We start from the raw sequence: 18,675 nt of genomic DNA on the forward strand, positions 1-18,675 counted from the left end.
CGGATCGTAGGGGGGACGACCTGTCGAGGCCTCAACCGCTCGCCTGAATCCGAGCTGCGCAACATCAAGCCCATCGACAAAGGCATCGATCACCCGCACCGCAGCATCTGCCGCAACGTAATCCTCGATCCGGGCTGGCAACAGCGACGTCTGACCCCGATCAGTCCCTGAAATGTATCCCATGAAAATGGCCGCATCGTTTCCAATGCGGCCACCTTAATTGATTTGCCGGACTTCTCACACAGGCTGTTCGTGGCCGCCTTTTTTGTTGGTATAGCGCCTGCATATTGATAGGGTGCCGCCGGCCCTATCACAGCCTGAGAGACTATATTTGATGAACACTATCGTTTCGGAGCTTGCTGCCAGCATCCGCTCCATTCCGGATTATCCCAAACCGGGCATCATCTTTCGTGATATCACCACGATGCTTGGCGATGCCAGGTCGTTTCGACGCGCTGTCGATGCGCTGGTACAGCCCTATGCCGGCGCAAAAATCGACAAGGTCGCCGGGATGGAAGCGCGTGGCTTCATTCTCGGGGGTGCGGTAGCGCATCAATTGTCGTCGGGCTTCGTGCCAATCCGCAAGAAGGGCAAGCTGCCGCACGATATCGTCCGGATCGCCTACAGCCTGGAATACGGCGTCGACGAGATGGAGATGCATCGCGATGCGGTCAATCCCGGCGAAAGGGTCATCCTGGTCGACGATCTGATCGCAACGGGCGGCACCGCCGTCGGCGCGACGAAGCTCCTGCGCCAGATCGGAGCCGAAGTCGTCGCGGCATGCTTCGTCATCGACCTGCCTGACCTCGGCGGCCGCAAGAAGCTCGAAGAGCTTGATGTGCCGGTTCATACGCTGGTGGAATTTTCCGGACACTGAGCGTGTTGCAAAGACCGATGGGGCCGCTGCGAACGGCCCCGCAGGTCGCTATTCAAAGGCCAGTACGGTGCTCTCGAAGCGCAGGGCCGGGGTGCCATGCTGGTTCACGCCGTCACAGGCGAGTGTGTAGAGCGTCCAGCCGGGGCGCGAGGCCAGCGGGCGGCTGCCGAGGATGGCGACGCCATAGGTGATCGTATCGCCTGCAAAGACCGGTCTCAGCCATTGCAGGTTCTTGAAGCCGGGTGAGGGGCCGAGATTGGGAGGTGTCTTGCCTTCGGCGATCAGTCTGGCCGTCTCGGACTTCCAATAATCGACGAAGCTGCGCATCCACATGGAGCAGCTATGCCATCCGGAAGCACAGAGCCCACCGAACAATGAGTGTTTGGCCGCTTCTGCATCCATATGGAAGATTTGCGGATCGAAGCGCGAGGCGAAGTGGATGATGCCTTCGGGCGTGAAGGTATGGCTGCCGATCTCGGCGCGTTCGCCGATGGCATAGAGTTCGCTCATCTTCATGCCGATACCCTCGTGCCGGCGCGCATGCGGATCATGGTCGCGTTCTCCCCGAGACAGACGAGCTCGCCGCGCTGGTTCTCTATCTCGTGGCGGAACTTGACGATGCCTATGCCAGGGCGAGAGCGCATGGCACGGGCCTCGACCACTATGGACCGGCCCGACAGGGTATCGTCGGCCAAAACGGGCTTTTTCCACTCCATGAAGTCGATGCCCGGCGCGCCTTGCGCATCGGTCGCAAGCAGGTAGGAATCGCACATCATGCGCATGAACACCGCCGAGGTATGCCAGCCGGAAGCGGCCAGGCCGCCGAGAATGCTGGCGCGTCCGGCTTCCTCGTCCAGATGCATCGGTTGCGGATCGAATTCGCTCGCGAATTCTATGATCTCCGCCGCCGTCATATGTTTGGGGCCGAGCGGAAACTCCCGTCCCGGCTGGAAGTCTTCGTAGACGAGTTTCGTCATGTCTTCTGTCGTCCTCCACATCTTGCCCAAGGGCAATCGCATGGCCCGGAGTGGTGGCGCAAGCATTTTCATGGCGATAGCGGGTCACAGCAAAAGGAGATTGTCCATTGATGCCCGGCAGCTCTTGATTGTATGGCGGCGATGTGTTGAGGCTTGTAGTGGCGAGACGTATTGGGAATGAAAATGAGCAAGCTCGAAATCGCACTGGAAGATGCCGCCGGCGAGGGGATCATATCCTCCAGCCAGGCCGAGCGATTGCTGCCTTACCTGACCGCGAGGAATATCGGCGCGTTACCAATACGTCAGGATCTTTCGGCCCCGCGCTCGCTTGATGACTCCAACCCATTGGAAGATACGGAAGCGCCGCGTTTCGTGCGCGGTTTTCACGATGTGCTCATCACCATCGGCGTCATTGTGCTGCTGGTCGGGCTATGGGGATTGACGAGCCGGTATGTGTCCCTGCTGGCGATCGTCGTCCTGGCGGAAATCCTCGTACGCCGTCAACGCCTGGCGCTTCCCGCCGTGGTCTTGACCATCGCGCTCGTCGTCTGGCTTTTCCATGCGGTAGTGAGTTATGTCTCCTCCACGCCGGCGCTGGTCGATAATTTCACTGTCGGCGCATTTATCCTGGCGGCGCCCTTCCCACCGATGCTCGCATTGTTTTACTGGCGCTACCGGGTCCCGCTTTCCCTGGCGCTATTCTTGTTCTCATTGTTCGGATTGTTCCTTGCAGTGGTCTTCTATGTCGCCGGCACCGTGACGGGCTCCTCGAATGTGCCGGCAGACTATCCAATCCAGACGCTCATGATCTTGCTGGTGACCGCGCTCGGCAGCTTCGCATTGGCGATGCGTTTCGATCTCAGCGATCCGTGCAGGGTGACCCGCCGGTCCGACGTGGCGTTCTGGCTGCATCTCGCAACCGCACCGGCGCTGCTTTATTCGACCGTCCTTCTGGCCCTGCGCCTGGAGCTTGCCAGCGGTGGCATCGTCTTTACCAATCTCACCGACGCCCTCTTCGGAGGCTATATGCAAGCGGTGACTGTTCTGGTGGCGGTCCTGGTGATGATGCTGATCGGGCTCGTCATCGATCGCCGCGCTTTCGTGACCGCAGGGCTCGTGTCGCTCGGCCTCGCGACGGCGGCCATCCTTCGGCATAATAATGCCGGTCTCGACAAGGTCGGCTTCCTGGTGCTGATGATTGTCGGCCTGGTCGTGCTTGTGATCGGTATCGGTTGGGCCGATCTGCGCCGCCTCATCGTGCGGCGTTTGCCCGCCGGCATGCAGGCGAGATTGCCGGCGCTCAGATAGGCGCCGGCAAGATAGAGGCGATCAGGTATTGAAGCGGAAGTGGATGACGTCGCCGTCCTGGACAACGTATTCCTTGCCTTCGTCGCGGGCTTTGCCGGCTTCCTTTGCGCCGGTTTCGCCGTTGTAGGCGATGTAATCGTCATAGGCGATGGTGTTGGCGCGGATGAAGCCGCGCTCGAAATCCGAGTGAATGACGCCGGCAGCCTGCGGTGCTTTGGTGCCCCGCTCGATCGTCCAGGCGCGCGTTTCCTTCGGTCCTACGGTGAAGTAGGTGATGAGGTGCAAGAGCTTGTAGCCGGCGCGGATCAGACGATCGAGACCGGCTTCGTCGAGGCCGAGTGCGGAGAGGAATTCCTTCGCCTCTTCATCGGGAAGCTGTGCGACTTCCGCCTCGATCGCGGCGGAGATGATGACGACTTCCGAATTCTGCTCCTTGGCCATGGCGGCGACAGCCGCCGTGTGCTCGTTGCCGGTCGCCGCATCGCCTTCGGCGACGTTGCAAACGTAAAGCACAGGGTGCGAGGTCAGCAGGTTCAGACCCTTGAGGATACGGATTTCCTCGGCGTCCAGCTTCGACAGCAGCGTGCGGACGGGCTTGCCTTCCTGAAGCAATGCCAAGGAAGCATCCATGATCGGCAGCATCGCCATGGATTCCTTGTCCTTGCCGGTGGCGCGCTTGCGCGTCTGCTCGGTGCGGCGCTCAAGGCTCTCGAGATCGGCGAGCATCAGCTCGGTCTCGATCGTCTCGGCGTCGGCGACAGGATTGATGCGGCCTTCGACGTGGGTGATGTCGCTGTCTTCGAAGCAGCGCAGCACGTGCACGATGGCATCGACTTCGCGGATGTTGGCGAGGAACTGGTTGCCGAGGCCCTCGCCCTTCGATGCGCCGCGCACGAGGCCGGCAATATCGACGAAGGAGATGCGCGTCGGGATCAGCTCCTTCGACTTGGCGACGTCTGCGAGCTTGCGCATGCGCGCATCGGGAACCGCGACTTCACCCGTGTTCGGCTCGATCGTGCAGAACGGATAGTTCGCCGCCTGCGCGGCCGCCGTCTTGGTCAGCGCGTTGAACAGAGTGGACTTGCCGACATTCGGCAGTCCGACGATACCGCATTTGAAACCCATGGCACCTTGTCCATATCTTGAAAATCTTTGCAGTGCCTATGGGGGAAGGGCCGTTGCGGGTCAAGTCTTGGGCATGCAAAGAGCCACTTTTCTGCTGATGGAAGGGTATTACGCGGCGCCGGTCGTATTGTCTCCCTGACACGACCGTCCTTGAACGATGTGGTGCACTGCACTATAATGCACCGATTAGCCCAAAGCTTGTTTCCCCTGTCGTCAACGGTGATGCCGATGAGTGACAATGATGTTGTCCTGAAACCAAAGCCTAAAACGAAGCCGAAGGTCGAGAGGCCGAAGCTCTACAAGATCATTCTCGTGAACGATGATTATACGCCGCGGGAGTTCGTCACCATGGTGCTCAAGGCCGTCTTCCGTATGAGCGAGGAGACCGGCTATCGCGTCATGATGACGGCGCACAAGCTCGGAACCTGCGTTGTCATGGTCTGTGCGCGCGATATTGCCGAGACGAAGGCCCAGGAGGCTGTCGATCTTGCAAAAAGCGCGGGCTTCCCGCTGATGTTCACGACCGAGCCGGAAGAATAGGAACGCTAGGCGTCTGTTAAGCCGGGCGGCGAACCTGGAAACCGGTCTTGTCCTGCGTGAAGCCGCAATTGGCGTAGAAGCGCAGCGTTGCCGGATCCTTCGACCCCGTCAGCAGCATGACCTTATAGCAGCTTTTTTCCCAGGCGCTCTCTATCGCCCGGCGGATGACCGCGCCGGCAAGGCCGCGCTGGCGGTAGTCGGCGTGCGTCACTACATTCTCGATTAAGGCATAGGGCGCGCCGCCGCGCGTGAGATTGGGAATGACCACCAGCGTGACGGAGGAGACAGCCAATTCGCCGTCGAAGGCCGCGAAGATCGTCATGCCGGGATGGGCAAGGATTTCGGTAAAGCGGCTTTCCGCCAGCTGCTGCTTCAGCATCGGATCTTCGGTGTTCAGGTGCTGATAAAGCGCAAGCAGCCCCGGCAGGTCCGCCCTCGCGATCGGCCGGACGAAGAGATTTGCGGCGTCCTTGACGGCTGCATCAAGCATTTCAATTGTCCTTCTTGCCGAACATCCTCTTCAGCATTTCCGCCATGGGGCCGGTTTCCGGAATTTTCGGCTGGCTGTGATTGCGGGCTTGATGAATATGCGATTTGGCTGTCGGCGCCTTCTTCTCCGGCTTCGGCGCGTCGTCTTCCGCCTTGCCGCCCAGGGCGACCGCGATCTTGTTCATCAGTTGCGAATCCTCACCGCGCACCAGCATGTCGGCGTTATCCGCAAGCGCATCGAACAAGGGTTCAAGCCAGTCTCGGTCCACCTTGGCGAAATCGCCGAGAACGTGATTGTGCACGAGTTCCTTGGCACCGGGATGACCGATGCCGAGACGCAAACGGCGATACTCGCGGCCGACATGGGCATCGATGGATTTGATGCCGTTGTGACCGCCATGGCCGCCACCGGTCTTCAATCGCGCCTTGCCGGCGACCAGATCGAGTTCGTCGTAGATCACCACGAGATCGGAGGGTTGGAGTTTGTAGAAGCGCATGGCTTCGCCGACTGCTTCGCCCGAGAGATTCATGAAGGTCTGCGGCTTGATGAGCAGCACTTTCTGGCCGCCGAGCTCGCCTTCGGCAATCTCCGCCTTGAACTTCTTCGACCAGGGCGAAAAGCTATGGCGGCGGTAGATCGCATCCACGGCCATGAAGCCGATATTGTGGCGGTTGCCCTGATATTTGGCGCCCGGATTGCCGAGGCCGGCGATGAGAAGCATGCGCTTCACCCCTTGGAAAATACCGATGCCCTTCACGACAGGGATTTGGCGGCAAAGTCAAGGCGGGATGCGGTCAGTTGTCGAGGTGCAGGCCGTACTTCAGGAAAATCTGCCTCTGCGTTCCATCGGCAATCAGCGCATTCAACGCCGTCTGCATTCTGGCCAGGAGGTCAGCGGGGAAATCCTTCTGGCAGGCGATCCCCAAGGACTGTTGTGAGAGAACCGTTACCTTCTCCACCGCATTGCCTTCTTCTTTCAACTTGTCGAAGTAGAATTCCGAGATCGGCATCAGGTCGATACGGTCACTGATCAGCTTCTTCAGGCTTGCCTTGAAGTCGCTGCCCAAGTCGATGCGCGGGAAATTGTTCCGGCGCAATATCGTTTCCGTGTAATCCTCCCGCCAGGTGCCTACGAGATATTTCCTAGCCTCGTCGAGGTTTGCGGCTTCGACTTTCGAGCCGCTGTGCTTGATCAGGATGTTGCGGTCGATCAGCAACGGCTGCACCCATTTGAAGAGCGTATTGCGTTCTTCATTGTGCGCGGTGGAGAAAACGCAGGTCATGGGGTCCGTCAGCGCCTGATTATAGGCACGGACCCAGGGCAGGACCGTAATCGTGTAGTCGACACCGATCGCCGCCATCACCTTCTGCACCTGCTCGGTGCTTGCCCCGACAGGCGTCTTGCCGTCGCGATAGCTGAAAGGGGGGTATTCCTCGGTGGTGAAATGGACGGTTTCTGCGCGGGCAGGAGAGAGAAAAGTCAGCGAAAACAGACTGGTTGCAAGGATGAATAGCTGCTTTCGCATGCGGGTCCTCGTTGCTATGACGCTTGTGCTATTGGGGATAGACGATCCTGCTGCAGGACGGCAAGCGCGTTCATCAGATTGTCCGGATGCAGCGGTCGATAGAACAGATAGCCTTGGCCGTAATCGATGCCCATGGTGCGCAAGGTCGCGCATTCCTCTTCGGTTTCAACGCCTTCGGCAATAACCGTGCAGTTCATCTTGTGCGACAGCGTGGTGATGCTTTCGACCAGCATGCGGCTCTTGGCGCTGACATCGGAAGCGGTGTCGTTGATTGCGCGAATAAAGGACTGGTCGATCTTGATGATGTCGACCGGGAAGCGATTGATGTAGCTCAGCGACGAGTAGCCGGTGCCGAAATCATCAAGCGCGATACGGCAGCCATAACGGCAGAGCTCGTTGACGACCATGCGCGTCTCCGGATTGTCATCCATGAGCACGGCTTCGGTGATCTCGACGACGATGCGTCGCGGTGAAATATCGTAGCGCGAGAGCAGAGCGGCGATGCGCACCGGCAGCTCCGGCTCGAATTGAAGCGGCGAAAAATTGATGGCGAGGTAGGTGTCCTGCATGCCGTCAAAGCGCGACAGCCTTGCGAAAGTGGCGATCGCCTTTTCCATGATGCGGTTGCCGATGCGGATGATGGATCCGGTCTCTTCGGCCACCTCGATGATGTGGGCAGGGGGCAGAATTCCCTTTTGTGGGTGATGCAGGCGCATCAGTGCCTCGAAGCCGGCAATCGCGCGGTCGTCGACGTTCACGACCGGCTGCAGATAGGCCTCGAACCAGTCTTCGTTGAGGCCGCTTTCGATATTGCTTTCCAGCTCGGCGCGACGGCGGGAAATGTCGAGCATGTCATTGTTGAAGATCTGCGCGCCGTTCTTGCCGTCGCGCTTCTTGGCATACATGGCGATATCGGATTTCAGCAGCAGTTCGGCCGCATTGGCGGCCTGGCGCGGATATATCGCGATGCCGATGCTGGCGCTGAGGCGGGCGTCGCCATCGAAGGGCGCCTCGAAGATTTCGGCAATGAGTGCCGACATCTCGAAGGCTCTCGCTTCGGCGTCTTCCGCCAGCAGCAGGATCGCGAATTCGTCGCCGCCCAGGCGGGCGGCAATATCGCCGGGTTTCAAACACTGCTGCAGGCGGGAGACGAGTTCGCGCAGCGCCGCATCGCCGGCGGCGTGCCCCATATTGTCGTTGATCCACTTGAAGCGATCGAGGTCGATGAAGAGGCAGGCGAGTTCGCACCGGCGCAGGTCCGACTCGTTGATCTTGGCGTCGAGCGCCGTCTCGAAGCCCTGGCGGTTGAGAAGTCCGGTCAGGTGATCGGTGATCGCCTGCCGCAGATTGCGGTCCTCGGATTGCTTGAGCTCGGTAACGTCGGTCATGACTGAAAGCGAGAGGCCGTCCTGGATCGCTGTGGTCTCGAGGATCAAGACATCCATCACTCGCGCGTCCCGGCAAAGGAATTTCACCGTCACGGCAAGGCGCGCGGCGCTGTCGAGATTGCCGTATTTGCGTTCGGCATATTCCGAGCGCGATTCTGGCAGGACGAGGCTTGCAAACTGGCGCCCAAGCACCTCGGCCCGATCATAGCCGGTGGCTGCGAGCCAATAGTTGCTGACGGCGGCGATGCAATCGTCCTTGTCGAGGGAGAACAGCATGGCGGGCGTCAGATTATAGGTGTCCGTTGCCCGGCGATGGGCAAACTTCAGTTCCGTTTCTTCACGCTGCAGCTTGCTTTGCATGTCGTTGAAGCTGCTGGCGAGCCGGCCCATCTCGTCGTTCGACTGCCAGTCGACGTGATGACGTGAGCCGAGTCGGCGCGTGGCCTCGACGGCGTGCGTCAGCCGCATCAGCGGCTGAATGACGAAAATGCGGTTGCCGATCAACGCTGCACCGAAGACCGTCAGCACCGCGAAGATGAAGATGGAGATGAAGACGATTTCTTCATTCTTCAACCCGTCGAAAAGGCCAAGCACGGGGTAATAGACGGTGATGGTGCCGAGTTTCTTCGCGCCGTCGATGCCATTGTAGATGATCGCACGGGAGACCGCTTCCAGATTGCCCTTGTAGGATTTCGGGATGGTCGATTGCGTAACGTCGAGCTGACCGGAAAGGTCACGGACGTTCACCCTGACGATCGCACCCTCGGCGACTGTCGTGGCGCTGATCTGCGTCACGCTGTCTTCGTCCAGGTCCCACAATGGCTTCGCCAGTGCCTGAGCATTGGCGACGAGCAGAACGGTGATATGGTCCTTAATTTCCTTTTCCGCGCGTTCGGAAGACAGAAAGAGGAATAAAATGAAGAGCGGCGCTACGAAAACCAGCAGCGCACCACAGACGATCGCGAAAAACCTGTTTTCGACCGAATGGCTCATCGTTCAGTTTGCTCCCCAGTCATAGGCCGGCGGATTTGGGGCACCGTTCCCTACAACCCTTTCGCGCAGATTTTCATGAATCCGTTAAATGTTGCTGAAATTCTGGGGTTAATGGAAATGAATGAAAGTATAGATTCAAGAAGTCCTTATTTTTACTTTCTCTAATATTATCGCCATGCACGAAAAAACCCGCCATCCCCAAAGGGAGGCGGGTTCGAATGTTTACGATGAAGAGGCCGATTAGGCGCTGGCTTCTTCGCCGCCTTCTACTTCTTCAGCAAGGCCGGCAGCCGGAGCTACGATCGTTGCGATCGTGAAGTCGCGATCGGCGATAACGGGCGTAACGTTCTTCGGCAGCTTCACGTTCGAGATGTGGATGCTGTCGCCGCTCCTCAGGCCGCTGAGGTCAACGGCGAAGAATTCCGGGATGGCATCGGCCGGGCAGTGAACTTCGACTTCGTGACGAACGATGTTCAGAACGCCGCCAGCCTTGAGGCCCGGGGACTTCTCGTGGTTTTCGAAGTGAACCGGGATTTCGACCGTAACGGCGGTGTTGCCGGAAACGCGCAGGAAGTCGACATGAACCGTGAAGTCACGGACCGGATCGAGCTGGTAGTCCTTCGGCAGAACCTTGATCTTCTTGCCATCGACGTCGATCGTAGCGATCGTCGTGAGGAAGCCGCCGGCGTGGATGCGCTTCGTCACCTCATTGGTGTTGAGAGCGATAGAAATGGGGGCCTGCTTGTCACCATAGATGACAGCGGGAATCAGACCATTGCGGCGAAGTTCACGGGCGGACCCCTTACCAACCCGTTCGCGCGCCTCGGCCTTGAGCTCGTAGCTTTCGTGGCTCATAGCTATTCCTTTCGAGGTTATTTGGAGAGTTCATCCGGTCGGCCATTGCCGTGTCGGCTGAACTGGAGGAGGGCGTGCCCTACCTCATCCGCGTTGCCTCCAAGGGTGTCTACGCGGACGCGTGGCGTATAATACAAAGTGGCTCAGGGTGCAAGCGCCTCCGGAATGCGAAGGTCTGTGATGACATTGCAACTCACGCTATGAGCCGACGACGCCATTTCTATCAACGCCTTGACATATACCCTCGGCCTCTTCAACAGTCGAATCCAATCGATCAGGGTCAGAAAGAGAAAGGTCGAGCATGCGCTCCAAGGTTATCGTCGCCGCGATTTTTTCCGTGGGCTTTGCCGGCGCATCGCAGGCGGCCGACATCAGCGAGCAGGGCGCCACCGATCTCCGCAATGTTCTGACGGAATCGCTTTCGCGCGATCTCATTCGCAGCGACTTCGTGACCGTCAAGCCGGCGGGCGATCAGTATGAAATTACCTACGATCTCGCGAAGTTCTTCGACAAGATCAATTCCAGCGTGCTCTCCGTCACCGGTTTCAAGCCGCTATCCCTGTTTGCCCAGCCTGTCGAAAAGGGCCGGTGGCACCTGAAGGGCGACAACAGCCTCGATATCGCCGTGCATTCGCCGACATCCGATATTGCCTATTCGATCGGCTCCAGCTCCTTCGACGGCATATTCGATCCGGCGATCGAGATGATGCGGTCGATGGGCATCAAGAGCAGCGGCGTGAAATTCTCCAGCGTCGGCAGCGGAGCCAAGAGCGGCCGCAAGGTAGACGCCTCCATCGATAGCGCCTCCTTTGCCCATACGGTGACCGATAACAGCGAGACGGGTAAGGTCGATCTGCAAATGCAAGGCTCATTGCAGCGTTTGAGCGAGCAATTCACCTTGCCGCGCGGCTTGCTTGTCAGCTTCAGCGCAGACAGCGTCATCAGCAATGTGACTGCGACGAGTTTGCCTGCGCAGGAGTTGCGCGCGCTCATCCGTTTCTTTGTGCAGCACGTCAAGACCAAGCAGCTTTCGGAAAGCGGCAGCGAGAAGTTCGAACAGCTGGTACATCGTGCCTTGCCTATTTTCGGCTCGCTCACCAAAACGGTGACGCTGAGCAATGCCGCCGTTGCCACGGACAAGGGCAAGGTTGGCGTCAAGCGCGTCGACTACAGCTTCAAGATGGACGGCTTGACCAAGGCATCCAATGTCAATCTCGAGCTGCGGGCGGAGCATTTCACCCCGGACGCGGATCTCATCCCTGCAGCCTACGCGCCATTCCTGCCCGAGACGCTGGATGTGCAGCTCGGCGTGCCCAATATCAACTTCTCCGGCCTCATCGATACGGCCCTCGATGCGGTTGCGACGCGGGAGACGCCGATGTCCGGTGAGGTCGTCAAACGCACGATGTTTCCGAGCGGATACGGGACGCTTGAATTTCCAAAGATCAGCGCTACTTCGGGCGTCTACGACATAGAGGCCTCGGGTACATTGAAGGGGTCAACCAAGGCTCACACCGACTATTCGCTGCAGGCGACAATCCTGGCGCGCGATTTCGACAAGACCGTTTCGGCCATTCAAGAGGCTGCGAAAGCCGAGCCACGTCTGAACAGGGTCTCCTTCAGCCTGCTCGCGGCCAAGGGCTTTGCAAAGACGGATCCGGACGGCCGCCTGCGTTGGGATGTCACAATGGACGAAAGCCGGACGGTGACGGTAAACGGGCAGGTGATGAAGAAGCCCTGATGCGGCGCGAGGGCGGGCCGTGTCCAGGGGCAATACTATAGTTCCGCTCGAAGGGCCTGCCGGGCATTTTCGAGTTTTCACATTGTTTTTCCATCATTTTTGGGGGTGAATTATGCGTTTCAAAGCGGTTGCCGTGGCAGCTGTTCTTGCTGCGGGTGTGGCTGGCGTTGCGCAAGCGGCTGACGTCAACGAGCAGGGTGCGAAGGACCTGTTCAACAACCTGACCTATTTCCTGCCTGACGATATCGTCAAGAGCGGCGGAATTTCGGTAAAGCCGGTCAGCCCGCACTATGAGATCACCTATGATCTGCAGACGCTGTTCAGCAAGCTGGATGTCAGCGATCTCACGATCACTGGCCTGAAGCCGCTGATGATGCTCGCAACGCCGCAGGATAGCGGTCTCTGGAATATCGAAGGCAACAATGCACTCGATATCACGGCCAACTCCAAGCCCAGCAGCGGCCCCGCCATGGAGTTCCGCTACGCGCTGGCTTCCTCCACCTTCAAGGGCGTCTTCGATCCGGCACTTCATTATTTGCGTTCGATGGATCTGCAGGGCAAAGGCATCACCTTCGCCACGAAGACGACGGACGAAAACAACAGCGTTCAAAAGAACGACGCCACGGTCGACAGCATAGGCTACACGCTCTCTTCTGCCGACAGCGGCGAACCGGGCAGGCTCGACATGAAGATGAACGGCAGCATGCAGTCGTTCTACGACAAGATTTCGTCTGAGGATGTAGCGCTCGGCGAAGTGAAAATCGCGGCGATCGATTTCAACGTCGGCGCGACCAAGCTGCCGTTGAAGGCGGTGAACTCCTTGCTGCACTTCGTTTCCGAGCACAAGGACGAGAAAACCCTGTCGGATGCGGACAGCAAGGCGCTGAAGGCGCTGCTGCTGGAAGCCATGCCGATCGTCGGCTCGTTCGAAGAGTCCATTGCCACCAAGGATATTGCCGTCACGACGCCGTTTGGCGATGGCGGCCTGCAGAAACTCGGCTACTTCGTCAAGCTTGCCGGGCCGGCCAATGCGATGAGCGCCGATTTCGGATTGAATGCCGAGAAGCTGACCCTCGCAACGGGTCTCGTGCCTGACGATTTTATGGCCTTCGTTCCCGATGCCGCCGACTTCCAGCTGCAGGTGCCGAACTTGAACTTTTCGGCTCTGATGGAGGTCCTGCAGCAGAGCGACTTCAAGGACCCGGAAAGCAATGCGGCCGTGGACACCAAGCTGCAGCAGGCCATGTTCCCGGATGGAACGATGACGATCAATTTCCCGAAGATCAGCGCCGTTTCCAGTCTCTACGACGTCGAGGCCACCGGCAGCATGCGCGGCTGGCTGACCGAGAAGGACCGCGTGTCCATGAAGATGACCGTGCTCGCCCGCGATCTCGACAAAACGATTGCCGCTGTGCAGGAAGCCGCAAAGACGAAGGCTGATCTTTCCCAGCTCTCCTTCGGCCTGATGATGGCCAAGGGTTTTGCCAAGACGGATGCGGATGGGCGCTCGCGCTGGGATATCGATCTTTCCGACACCGGCAGCGTGACGGTCAACGGCCAGGTCATGAAATAAGCCAATCCGAAATCAGAATGCTACCATGTTTGTTCTGAGGCCGTTGAGCCAGCGCTCGATCTCTCTTCTGTGGGCCGGTCAGGTGCTGGCGGCCACCGGCTCGGAATTCTACATGGTCGCAGTCGTCTGGATTGCGGCGGATTTCATCGGCAGCAATGCGGGATATGTGTCCGCGCTGCAGTCCGGCGCGCTCCTGTTCGGCAGTCTTTTCGGCGGCATCCTCACGGATCGCTGGCGGCACAGCACTACGATGATCGCGACCGATCTCGTAAGGGCGGCGCTCCTACTGATGCTGTCGCTTGCCGGCCTTCTGCATCTGATGAGCCTGCCGCTGCTGATGGTACTTGCCGGAAGCATTGCATTGCTGACGTCGGCATTCGACCCGTCGCTGCAGGCGACCTTGCCGACCATCGCCGTCGATCCCGATGTCCGGCATGCGACCAACGGCTTGTTCGATGCCACGCGGCGCATGGCGCGCATTCTCGGGCCAAGCCTGATTGCGCTCGTGAACGGCTTCTTGCCGAAGTCACAATTCTTCACCGTGACGGCTGCAACGTTCCTGCTCTCGGCGCTTGCCGTCTGGCTGGCGGTGGCAAAGCTGCCAGCCGCACCGCGCCGACGCGAATTTTCCGGAATGGCCGCCGTTGTGGACGGTGTCCTCGGTGGGTGGCGCGTCGCCCGCGGCCATGCGGCAATTCTCTATGGCTTGTTCACCAATCTGATGGGAAACATCGCCTGGGCGATGGGCATCCTGCTCGGCATGATCCTGCATCTGCGCGAAACCAGCACCGATCCGCTGACTGATTATAGCCTGATGATGACGGCCTATGGCGTCGGCAATGTCACGACCAACCTCATTCTCAGCAGCATCAAGCCCCGCCGACCGGTCGTCTGGATCATCGCGGCGAAGCTGATTTTCGGGGCAGGGGTTTTCCTGCTGCCTTTGATGCATGATCGGATGTGGCTGATGATGGTCGCGTGCTTCGCGGCAATCAACGGTCCCTTCGAAAATCTGGCCATGCTGCATCTGATGCAGACGCGCAGCGAACCGCATCGCCTCGGGCAGGTCTATCGTCTGATGATGTGCGCGATCTTTTCCGGCCTATTTCTGGCCTATCTCATGTCGCCGAGCCTGTTTGCATGGTTCGGCATCGCGCCGTCGATCATGGGGTCGGGCGCAGCCGTCTTCATCTCCGGCTTGATCGGAATCGGTCTGCTGGCATGGAAGCAGATGCATCCCGCCGAAGCCAAAGCCTCCTGAAACGCTGTCCGACCTTAGTCGAACAGGCTGGAAACCGATTCTTCCTGGCTGGTGCGGTTAATGGCTTCGCCGATAAGGCTTGCCGTCGTGATGACACGGATATTCGGAGCCGACTGCACCGCAGTCGTCGGCTGGATGGAATCGGTAATCACCAGTTCCTTCAGCTTCGAATTGGCGATGCGGGTCACGGCGCCGCCGGACAGAACGCCGTGAGTGATATAGGCCGTTACGCTGGTCGCGCCATTCTTCAGGAGCGCCTCGGCGGCATTGCAGAGCGTGCCGCCGGAATCGACTATGTCGTCGATCAGGATGCAATCCTTGCCGGCGACTTCCCCGATGATGTTCATCACTTCGGATTCGCCCGGGCGATCACGGCGCTTGTCCACGATCGCCAGTAGACAGTCGAGGCGTTTGGCAAGCGCGCGGGCACGCACCACGCCGCCAACGTCGGGCGAAACCACCATGACATTGCCGATATCGTAATTCGCCACGATGTCGCGCGTCAGGATCGGCAGAGCATAAAGATTATCCGTCGGGATATCGAAGAAGCCCTGGATCTGGCCAGCGTGCAGATCAAGCGTCAGCACGCGGTCTGCACCGGCCTCGGTGATGAGGTTTGCGACGAGCTTCGCCGAGATCGGCGTGCGCGGGCCGGCCTTACGGTCTTGGCGGGCGTAGCCGAAATAGGGAAGAACTGCCGTGATGCGCCGCGCCGAAGAGCGCCGCATCGCGTCGACCATGATCAACAATTCCATGAGGTGGTCGTTGGCCGGAAACGATGTCGGCTGAACGACAAACACATCCTCGCCGCGGACGTTTTCCTGGATCTCAACAAAGATTTCCTGGTCCGCGAAGCGCCGGACACTTGCCTTACCCAAAGGAAGATTGAGATAGTTGCAGATCGCTTCGGCGAGGTGCCGGTTCGAATTGCCTGCGAAAACCTTCATCTTGGCCCGCCTGTTACCAACCTGATAGCCGCGCTTTTAACCGCCTTGCTCTCGAATGCAAGGGGGGAGGGGTGCGATACCTTTCATATTTATGAAAAGCTTGTGGCTATCCACCGCTGGAATTGCGCCAGGAATTGAATTCTGACATGGTTTTGGTGCCGATTTTCTGCATGACAGCAGGCGGAACGGCCGTCCAGGGGTCTCCGCGCTTCAGCGGCGCGCTTTCCGCCCCCTGGATTCGGTGCACGCGGTTACCGGCACCATCCAGGACGTCCCAGACGTAAGTCACGGAGATTTGCGGCCCGTCTTCGAAGGCGGAGAGGTAGCCCTTCAAGATGTAGCTTGCGCTCGCGTCGCTGGAGCTCTTGATCGTCAGGCCGAGCGAACGGGCGTCCGCACCGAGTTGGCGCGAGAGCGGCGTGACGGCTTGCACCGGTGCGCCGATGATCGGCAGAAAGCGGATGCTGCTGCCGCCGGTTGCTGCTGTGGGCGGCAGCGATGCCTGTTGCTGGTCCGGCTGCGGATCGTCGGCAGCCTGTTGCTGCTGTGGGGGCGGATCGTCCGAGAGGCGGCGGTCTGCCTCGCGCTGCTCGTCGGCTTGTGAAAACTGATTGTTGGTTGGCGCGATCGGCGCGGTGCGGGCGTCATTGAGAGGGCGGGAGGCATAGGGGTTGGTGCCGTTCGATCTCAGTGCCGACGCCTGTTCGTCGAGCGAGCCGCCTCCGCCGTAGCTTTGCGGCTGATAGCCTTGCTGGGAGGACTGCTGTTGATAGCTGTAACTCTGCTGCGTGTCTTGAAGGCTCCGGCGGGCCTGTGGCGCTGCGGCTATGCGCTCGACTTCGCGCTGTGTGACAGGCGTGGAGCCGGCATCGCCAATGGCTTCGGGCGGCGTCAATGCGTCCGTGGTGTTGCAGGCAGAGAGCGCGAGGCAAAAGCCGGCGACAGTCAATATTGTCCTGACCTGTCCCATTTGCGCGACGATCCTTCCTCTTGACGGTCTTCCCGTTCAGGATCGTTATCTTACGCCGCTAACGGTTAAGAAATTCGAGCGGGTGGCGGGAGAGGGCCTTCGGGCCTTGCGACGTCGTCAAATAGGTCTGCCCGAGGGTCATCGCAGTGCCGCTGTCGGAGTCCATGATGATCATGTGTACGAAGAGCGACATATTTTCCCCGATCTCCTGCGGGTTGCCCATGTGGAACATCTCGTGCTCCATCCATGAGGGGGAAAAGCGTGCGCCGAGCGAATAGCCGCATGCGTTCAGCCGGTGGCGGGCAAGACCGCGCTCGTCCATAATCTTGGCGTGCATATCGAAAACATCGCCGAACGTATGGCCGGGTTCCAGGATCGTTTCAATCGCCTGAAGAGTCTCCAGGCAGGCGCTATAGAGCTCGCGATGGCGATGGCTCGGATTGCCAATGACGACCGTACGCATCATCGCGGCATGATAATGCGCGTCGACACCAGCCCATTCGAGGGTGAGCTGATCATCCGCATCGAGCTTGCGGCGGCCGGATTTGTAGCGGCAGAGCAGGGCCTCCGGGCCGGAGCCGATGATGAATTCGTTGGCGGGATAATCGCCGCCGCCGGAAAAGACGGCGCCCTGCATGGCCGCCAGGATATCGGCTTCGTCGGCGCCTGGCTTGATAATGGACAATGCTGCATCGAGCGCATCGTCTGCGAGCGTGGCGGCGCGCTCGACGCGGGCAATCTCCGCCGTGCTCTTCGTCAAGCGTAGGCGGCTGACGATATAGGAGGCATCGACAATCTGGCCGAAGCTGGCGAGCTGATGATCGAGCTGGCGGGCGATGTGGCCCGTCATGCCATGGGTATCGTATTCGATGCCGATCCGGGCACCGAGAAGATCGAGATCTGCAAGCAGTTCCCTCAGATCCAGGGTGGGGTCGGCATTGAGGCGATCGACCCAGATGCGAATATCTTTGATGACCGAGGTGAGCTGCGCCTGGCGAAGGTCGGCAGAGCGCGTCAGAAGCGTCATCGATCCGTCTGCCTTGACCAGCAGCGTTTGGAAGAAGCAATAGCCGAACGTATCGTAGCCGGTCAGCCAGTACATGCTCTCCTGCGCGAAGAGCAGCATGGCGTCGAGCTTTTCTTCCTGCATCCTGGCAAGCAGCCGGGCCAGGCGTGCGTCGAATTCGCTGCGGTCGAAATGCAGGGCCATATCAACTCGTCTCCTCGATCGCGATGGCCGAGATCTGCCGGCCGTAGTCCGGCTCCTTCGCATGCGTCGTGCGGCGATAGGAGAAGAAGCGGTCGGAGTCCGGATAGGTGCATAGGTTCAGGCTATCGGCTGTCACGCCCGCCTTGCGCAGGCGGTCGACAGTCAGTGCCGGCAGATTGAACATGGCGTGGCCGGTCCGCTCGGACGGAGCGAAATATTTGGCATAGCTCGGATCGTGGGCGAGAAAACGGTCGACGAATTCAGGGCCGACTTCATAACTCGCCTGGCTGATCGAGGGGCCGAGGCAGGCAATGATTGCCTCACGCTTTGCGCCAAGCGCCTCCATCGCGTCGATGGTGTTTTCAAGCACGCCCGTCAGCGCGCCCTTCCAACCGGCATGAGCGGCGCCGATCACCCGATTTTCCGGATCGGCGAAGAGGATGGGGCCGCAGTCGGCGGCAAGTACGCCGAGCGCTATGCCCGGCGTGGCCGTTACCATCGCGTCGGCCTCGGGGCGATTGCCGTCATAATCTGCGACGATCGTCACGACATCCGGGGAGTGGACCTGATGCACAGTGGCAAGTCGCTGCAGCGGGAGGCCGAACCAATCGGCGACGCGGCGGCGGTTCTCCTGCACATGCTCACGCTCATCTTTCGAGCCGAGTCCCACGTTCAATCCACGATAAATGCCTTCCGAAACGCCGCCGGCACGGGTGAAATAGCCATGGCGAATGCCGGCAGCCTTGGTGGCGCTCAGCAGCGTGCTTGCAATTGGTGTCGGCAACTGGAGCGTCCTTGGTACCTGGTTTAGCCTGTCGTGCGATGAATAACGCAGCCGCGGCGAAGGAGTTCGATTTGGCCGAGATGTTGGCCCAGCCTGACGCGGGCTGTCAA

General features: G+C 59.5%; 18 protein-coding genes. 6 read left to right on the forward strand and 12 right to left on the reverse strand.

Going from position 1 to position 18,675, the window contains the following annotated elements; all coding sequences use genetic code 11:
* Positions 1–334: 334 nt before the first annotated feature.
* Positions 335–877 carry an adenine phosphoribosyltransferase gene (locus QD409_RS30240; protein WP_430764480.1) on the forward strand — a complete coding sequence of 181 codons (543 nt, stop codon included), beginning with the start codon at positions 335–337 and terminating at the stop codon, positions 875–877.
* 48 nt (positions 878–925) lie between these two features.
* Here QD409_RS30240 and QD409_RS30245 read toward each other — a convergent pair whose 3' ends face one another.
* Both QD409_RS30245 and QD409_RS30250 read right to left on the reverse strand, forming a co-directional pair.
* Complete coding sequence (locus QD409_RS30245; RefSeq protein ID WP_092855891.1) at positions 926–1,393, reverse strand: MaoC family dehydratase; 468 nt, start codon at positions 1,391–1,393, stop codon at positions 926–928.
* The gene (locus tag QD409_RS30250; RefSeq protein WP_430764481.1) at positions 1,390–1,854 is read right to left on the reverse strand and encodes a MaoC family dehydratase; all 465 of its coding nucleotides are present in this window, start codon (positions 1,852–1,854) and stop codon (positions 1,390–1,392) included. Before QD409_RS30250 ends, QD409_RS30245 begins: the two co-directional genes overlap by 4 nt.
* Before the next feature lie 183 nt (positions 1,855–2,037).
* Between QD409_RS30250 and QD409_RS30255 the strand changes: the two genes are divergently transcribed.
* On the forward strand, positions 2,038–3,162 hold the full coding sequence (locus QD409_RS30255; RefSeq protein ID WP_430764482.1) for a hypothetical protein: 1,125 nt from the start codon (positions 2,038–2,040) through the stop codon (positions 3,160–3,162).
* A gap of 21 nt (positions 3,163–3,183) precedes the next feature.
* Here the strand turns inward: QD409_RS30255 and ychF are convergent, their stop codons facing one another.
* The gene (gene ychF / locus QD409_RS30260) at positions 3,184–4,287 is read right to left on the reverse strand and encodes a redox-regulated ATPase YchF (RefSeq protein ID WP_430764483.1); all 1,104 of its coding nucleotides are present in this window, start codon (positions 4,285–4,287) and stop codon (positions 3,184–3,186) included.
* A 228-nt stretch (positions 4,288–4,515) separates the two neighbouring features.
* Between ychF and clpS the strand changes: the two genes are divergently transcribed.
* On the forward strand, positions 4,516–4,827 hold the full coding sequence (gene clpS / locus QD409_RS30265) for an ATP-dependent Clp protease adapter ClpS (protein WP_004116496.1): 312 nt from the start codon (positions 4,516–4,518) through the stop codon (positions 4,825–4,827).
* A gap of 16 nt (positions 4,828–4,843) precedes the next feature.
* Here clpS and QD409_RS30270 read toward each other — a convergent pair whose 3' ends face one another.
* From QD409_RS30270 to QD409_RS30290, 5 genes are all read right to left on the reverse strand, one after another.
* Positions 4,844–5,317 (reverse strand): GNAT family N-acetyltransferase, encoded by a 474-nt coding sequence (locus QD409_RS30270; RefSeq protein WP_430764484.1) that lies wholly within the window; start codon positions 5,315–5,317, stop codon positions 4,844–4,846.
* Between the two features lies 1 nt (position 5,318).
* The gene (gene pth, locus QD409_RS30275) at positions 5,319–6,038 is read right to left on the reverse strand and encodes an aminoacyl-tRNA hydrolase (RefSeq protein ID WP_430764485.1); all 720 of its coding nucleotides are present in this window, start codon (positions 6,036–6,038) and stop codon (positions 5,319–5,321) included.
* A 73-nt stretch (positions 6,039–6,111) separates the two neighbouring features.
* Positions 6,112–6,843 carry a substrate-binding periplasmic protein gene (locus QD409_RS30280; protein WP_430764486.1) on the reverse strand — a complete coding sequence of 244 codons (732 nt, stop codon included), beginning with the start codon at positions 6,841–6,843 and terminating at the stop codon, positions 6,112–6,114.
* 14 nt (positions 6,844–6,857) lie between these two features.
* Positions 6,858–9,224, reverse strand: coding sequence for an EAL domain-containing protein (locus tag QD409_RS30285; RefSeq protein ID WP_430764487.1), 2,367 nt, complete (start codon positions 9,222–9,224; stop codon positions 6,858–6,860).
* A 240-nt stretch (positions 9,225–9,464) separates the two neighbouring features.
* Positions 9,465–10,079, reverse strand: a complete 615-nt coding sequence (locus QD409_RS30290; protein ID WP_430764488.1) for a 50S ribosomal protein L25/general stress protein Ctc — start codon at positions 10,077–10,079, stop codon at positions 9,465–9,467.
* Between the two features lie 301 nt (positions 10,080–10,380).
* Between QD409_RS30290 and QD409_RS30295 the strand changes: the two genes are divergently transcribed.
* From QD409_RS30295 to QD409_RS30305, 3 genes are all read left to right on the forward strand, one after another.
* The gene (locus tag QD409_RS30295; protein ID WP_092855866.1) at positions 10,381–11,820 is read left to right on the forward strand and encodes a hypothetical protein; all 1,440 of its coding nucleotides are present in this window, start codon (positions 10,381–10,383) and stop codon (positions 11,818–11,820) included.
* A gap of 112 nt (positions 11,821–11,932) precedes the next feature.
* Complete coding sequence (locus QD409_RS30300; protein WP_430764489.1) at positions 11,933–13,393, forward strand: hypothetical protein; 1,461 nt, start codon at positions 11,933–11,935, stop codon at positions 13,391–13,393.
* Positions 13,394–13,418: 25 nt separating this feature from the next.
* Positions 13,419–14,654: an MFS transporter gene (locus QD409_RS30305; RefSeq protein WP_430764490.1), complete on the forward strand. Its 1,236-nt coding sequence runs from the start codon at positions 13,419–13,421 to the stop codon at positions 14,652–14,654.
* A 14-nt stretch (positions 14,655–14,668) separates the two neighbouring features.
* On the opposite strand, the gene QD409_RS30310 is transcribed toward QD409_RS30305, so the two are convergent.
* The 4 genes from QD409_RS30310 to pgeF form a co-directional block, all read right to left on the reverse strand.
* Positions 14,669–15,601, reverse strand: a complete 933-nt coding sequence (locus QD409_RS30310) for a ribose-phosphate pyrophosphokinase (RefSeq protein WP_092855861.1) — start codon at positions 15,599–15,601, stop codon at positions 14,669–14,671.
* Between the two features lie 106 nt (positions 15,602–15,707).
* Positions 15,708–16,571 (reverse strand): hypothetical protein, encoded by an 864-nt coding sequence (locus tag QD409_RS30315; RefSeq protein ID WP_430764491.1) that lies wholly within the window; start codon positions 16,569–16,571, stop codon positions 15,708–15,710.
* Between the two features lie 58 nt (positions 16,572–16,629).
* A complete protein-coding gene (locus QD409_RS30320) occupies positions 16,630–17,781 on the reverse strand; it encodes a M24 family metallopeptidase (RefSeq protein WP_430764492.1) in 1,152 nt (383 codons plus the stop codon).
* Position 17,782: 1 nt separating this feature from the next.
* On the reverse strand, positions 17,783–18,616 hold the full coding sequence (pgeF, locus tag QD409_RS30325) for a peptidoglycan editing factor PgeF (protein WP_425348578.1): 834 nt from the start codon (positions 18,614–18,616) through the stop codon (positions 17,783–17,785).
* Positions 18,617–18,675: the final 59 nt, after the last annotated feature.

The sequence above is a fragment of the Rhizobium sp. BR 315 genome (genome assembly GCF_050577975.1).
In the GTDB taxonomy this organism is placed as follows: Bacteria; Pseudomonadota; Alphaproteobacteria; order Rhizobiales; family Rhizobiaceae; genus Rhizobium; species Rhizobium miluonense.

Coding starts and splice junctions, on each gene's coding strand:
- QD409_RS30240 (WP_430764480.1), top strand. CDS start 335: ATGAACACTATCGTTTCGGAGCTTGCTGCCAGCATCCGCTCCATTCCG.
- QD409_RS30245 (WP_092855891.1), bottom strand. CDS start 1,393: ATGAAGATGAGCGAACTCTATGCCATCGGCGAACGCGCCGAGATCGGC.
- QD409_RS30250 (WP_430764481.1), bottom strand. CDS start 1,854: ATGACGAAACTCGTCTACGAAGACTTCCAGCCGGGACGGGAGTTTCCG.
- QD409_RS30255 (WP_430764482.1), top strand. CDS start 2,038: ATGAGCAAGCTCGAAATCGCACTGGAAGATGCCGCCGGCGAGGGGATC.
- ychF (WP_430764483.1), bottom strand. CDS start 4,287: ATGGGTTTCAAATGCGGTATCGTCGGACTGCCGAATGTCGGCAAGTCC.
- clpS (WP_004116496.1), top strand. CDS start 4,516: ATGAGTGACAATGATGTTGTCCTGAAACCAAAGCCTAAAACGAAGCCG.
- QD409_RS30270 (WP_430764484.1), bottom strand. CDS start 5,317: ATGCTTGATGCAGCCGTCAAGGACGCCGCAAATCTCTTCGTCCGGCCG.
- pth (WP_430764485.1), bottom strand. CDS start 6,038: ATGCTTCTCATCGCCGGCCTCGGCAATCCGGGCGCCAAATATCAGGGC.
- QD409_RS30280 (WP_430764486.1), bottom strand. CDS start 6,843: ATGCGAAAGCAGCTATTCATCCTTGCAACCAGTCTGTTTTCGCTGACT.
- QD409_RS30285 (WP_430764487.1), bottom strand. CDS start 9,224: ATGAGCCATTCGGTCGAAAACAGGTTTTTCGCGATCGTCTGTGGTGCG.
- QD409_RS30290 (WP_430764488.1), bottom strand. CDS start 10,079: ATGAGCCACGAAAGCTACGAGCTCAAGGCCGAGGCGCGCGAACGGGTT.
- QD409_RS30295 (WP_092855866.1), top strand. CDS start 10,381: ATGCGCTCCAAGGTTATCGTCGCCGCGATTTTTTCCGTGGGCTTTGCC.
- QD409_RS30300 (WP_430764489.1), top strand. CDS start 11,933: ATGCGTTTCAAAGCGGTTGCCGTGGCAGCTGTTCTTGCTGCGGGTGTG.
- QD409_RS30305 (WP_430764490.1), top strand. CDS start 13,419: ATGTTTGTTCTGAGGCCGTTGAGCCAGCGCTCGATCTCTCTTCTGTGG.
- QD409_RS30310 (WP_092855861.1), bottom strand. CDS start 15,601: ATGAAGGTTTTCGCAGGCAATTCGAACCGGCACCTCGCCGAAGCGATC.
- QD409_RS30315 (WP_430764491.1), bottom strand. CDS start 16,571: ATGGGACAGGTCAGGACAATATTGACTGTCGCCGGCTTTTGCCTCGCG.
- QD409_RS30320 (WP_430764492.1), bottom strand. CDS start 17,781: ATGGCCCTGCATTTCGACCGCAGCGAATTCGACGCACGCCTGGCCCGG.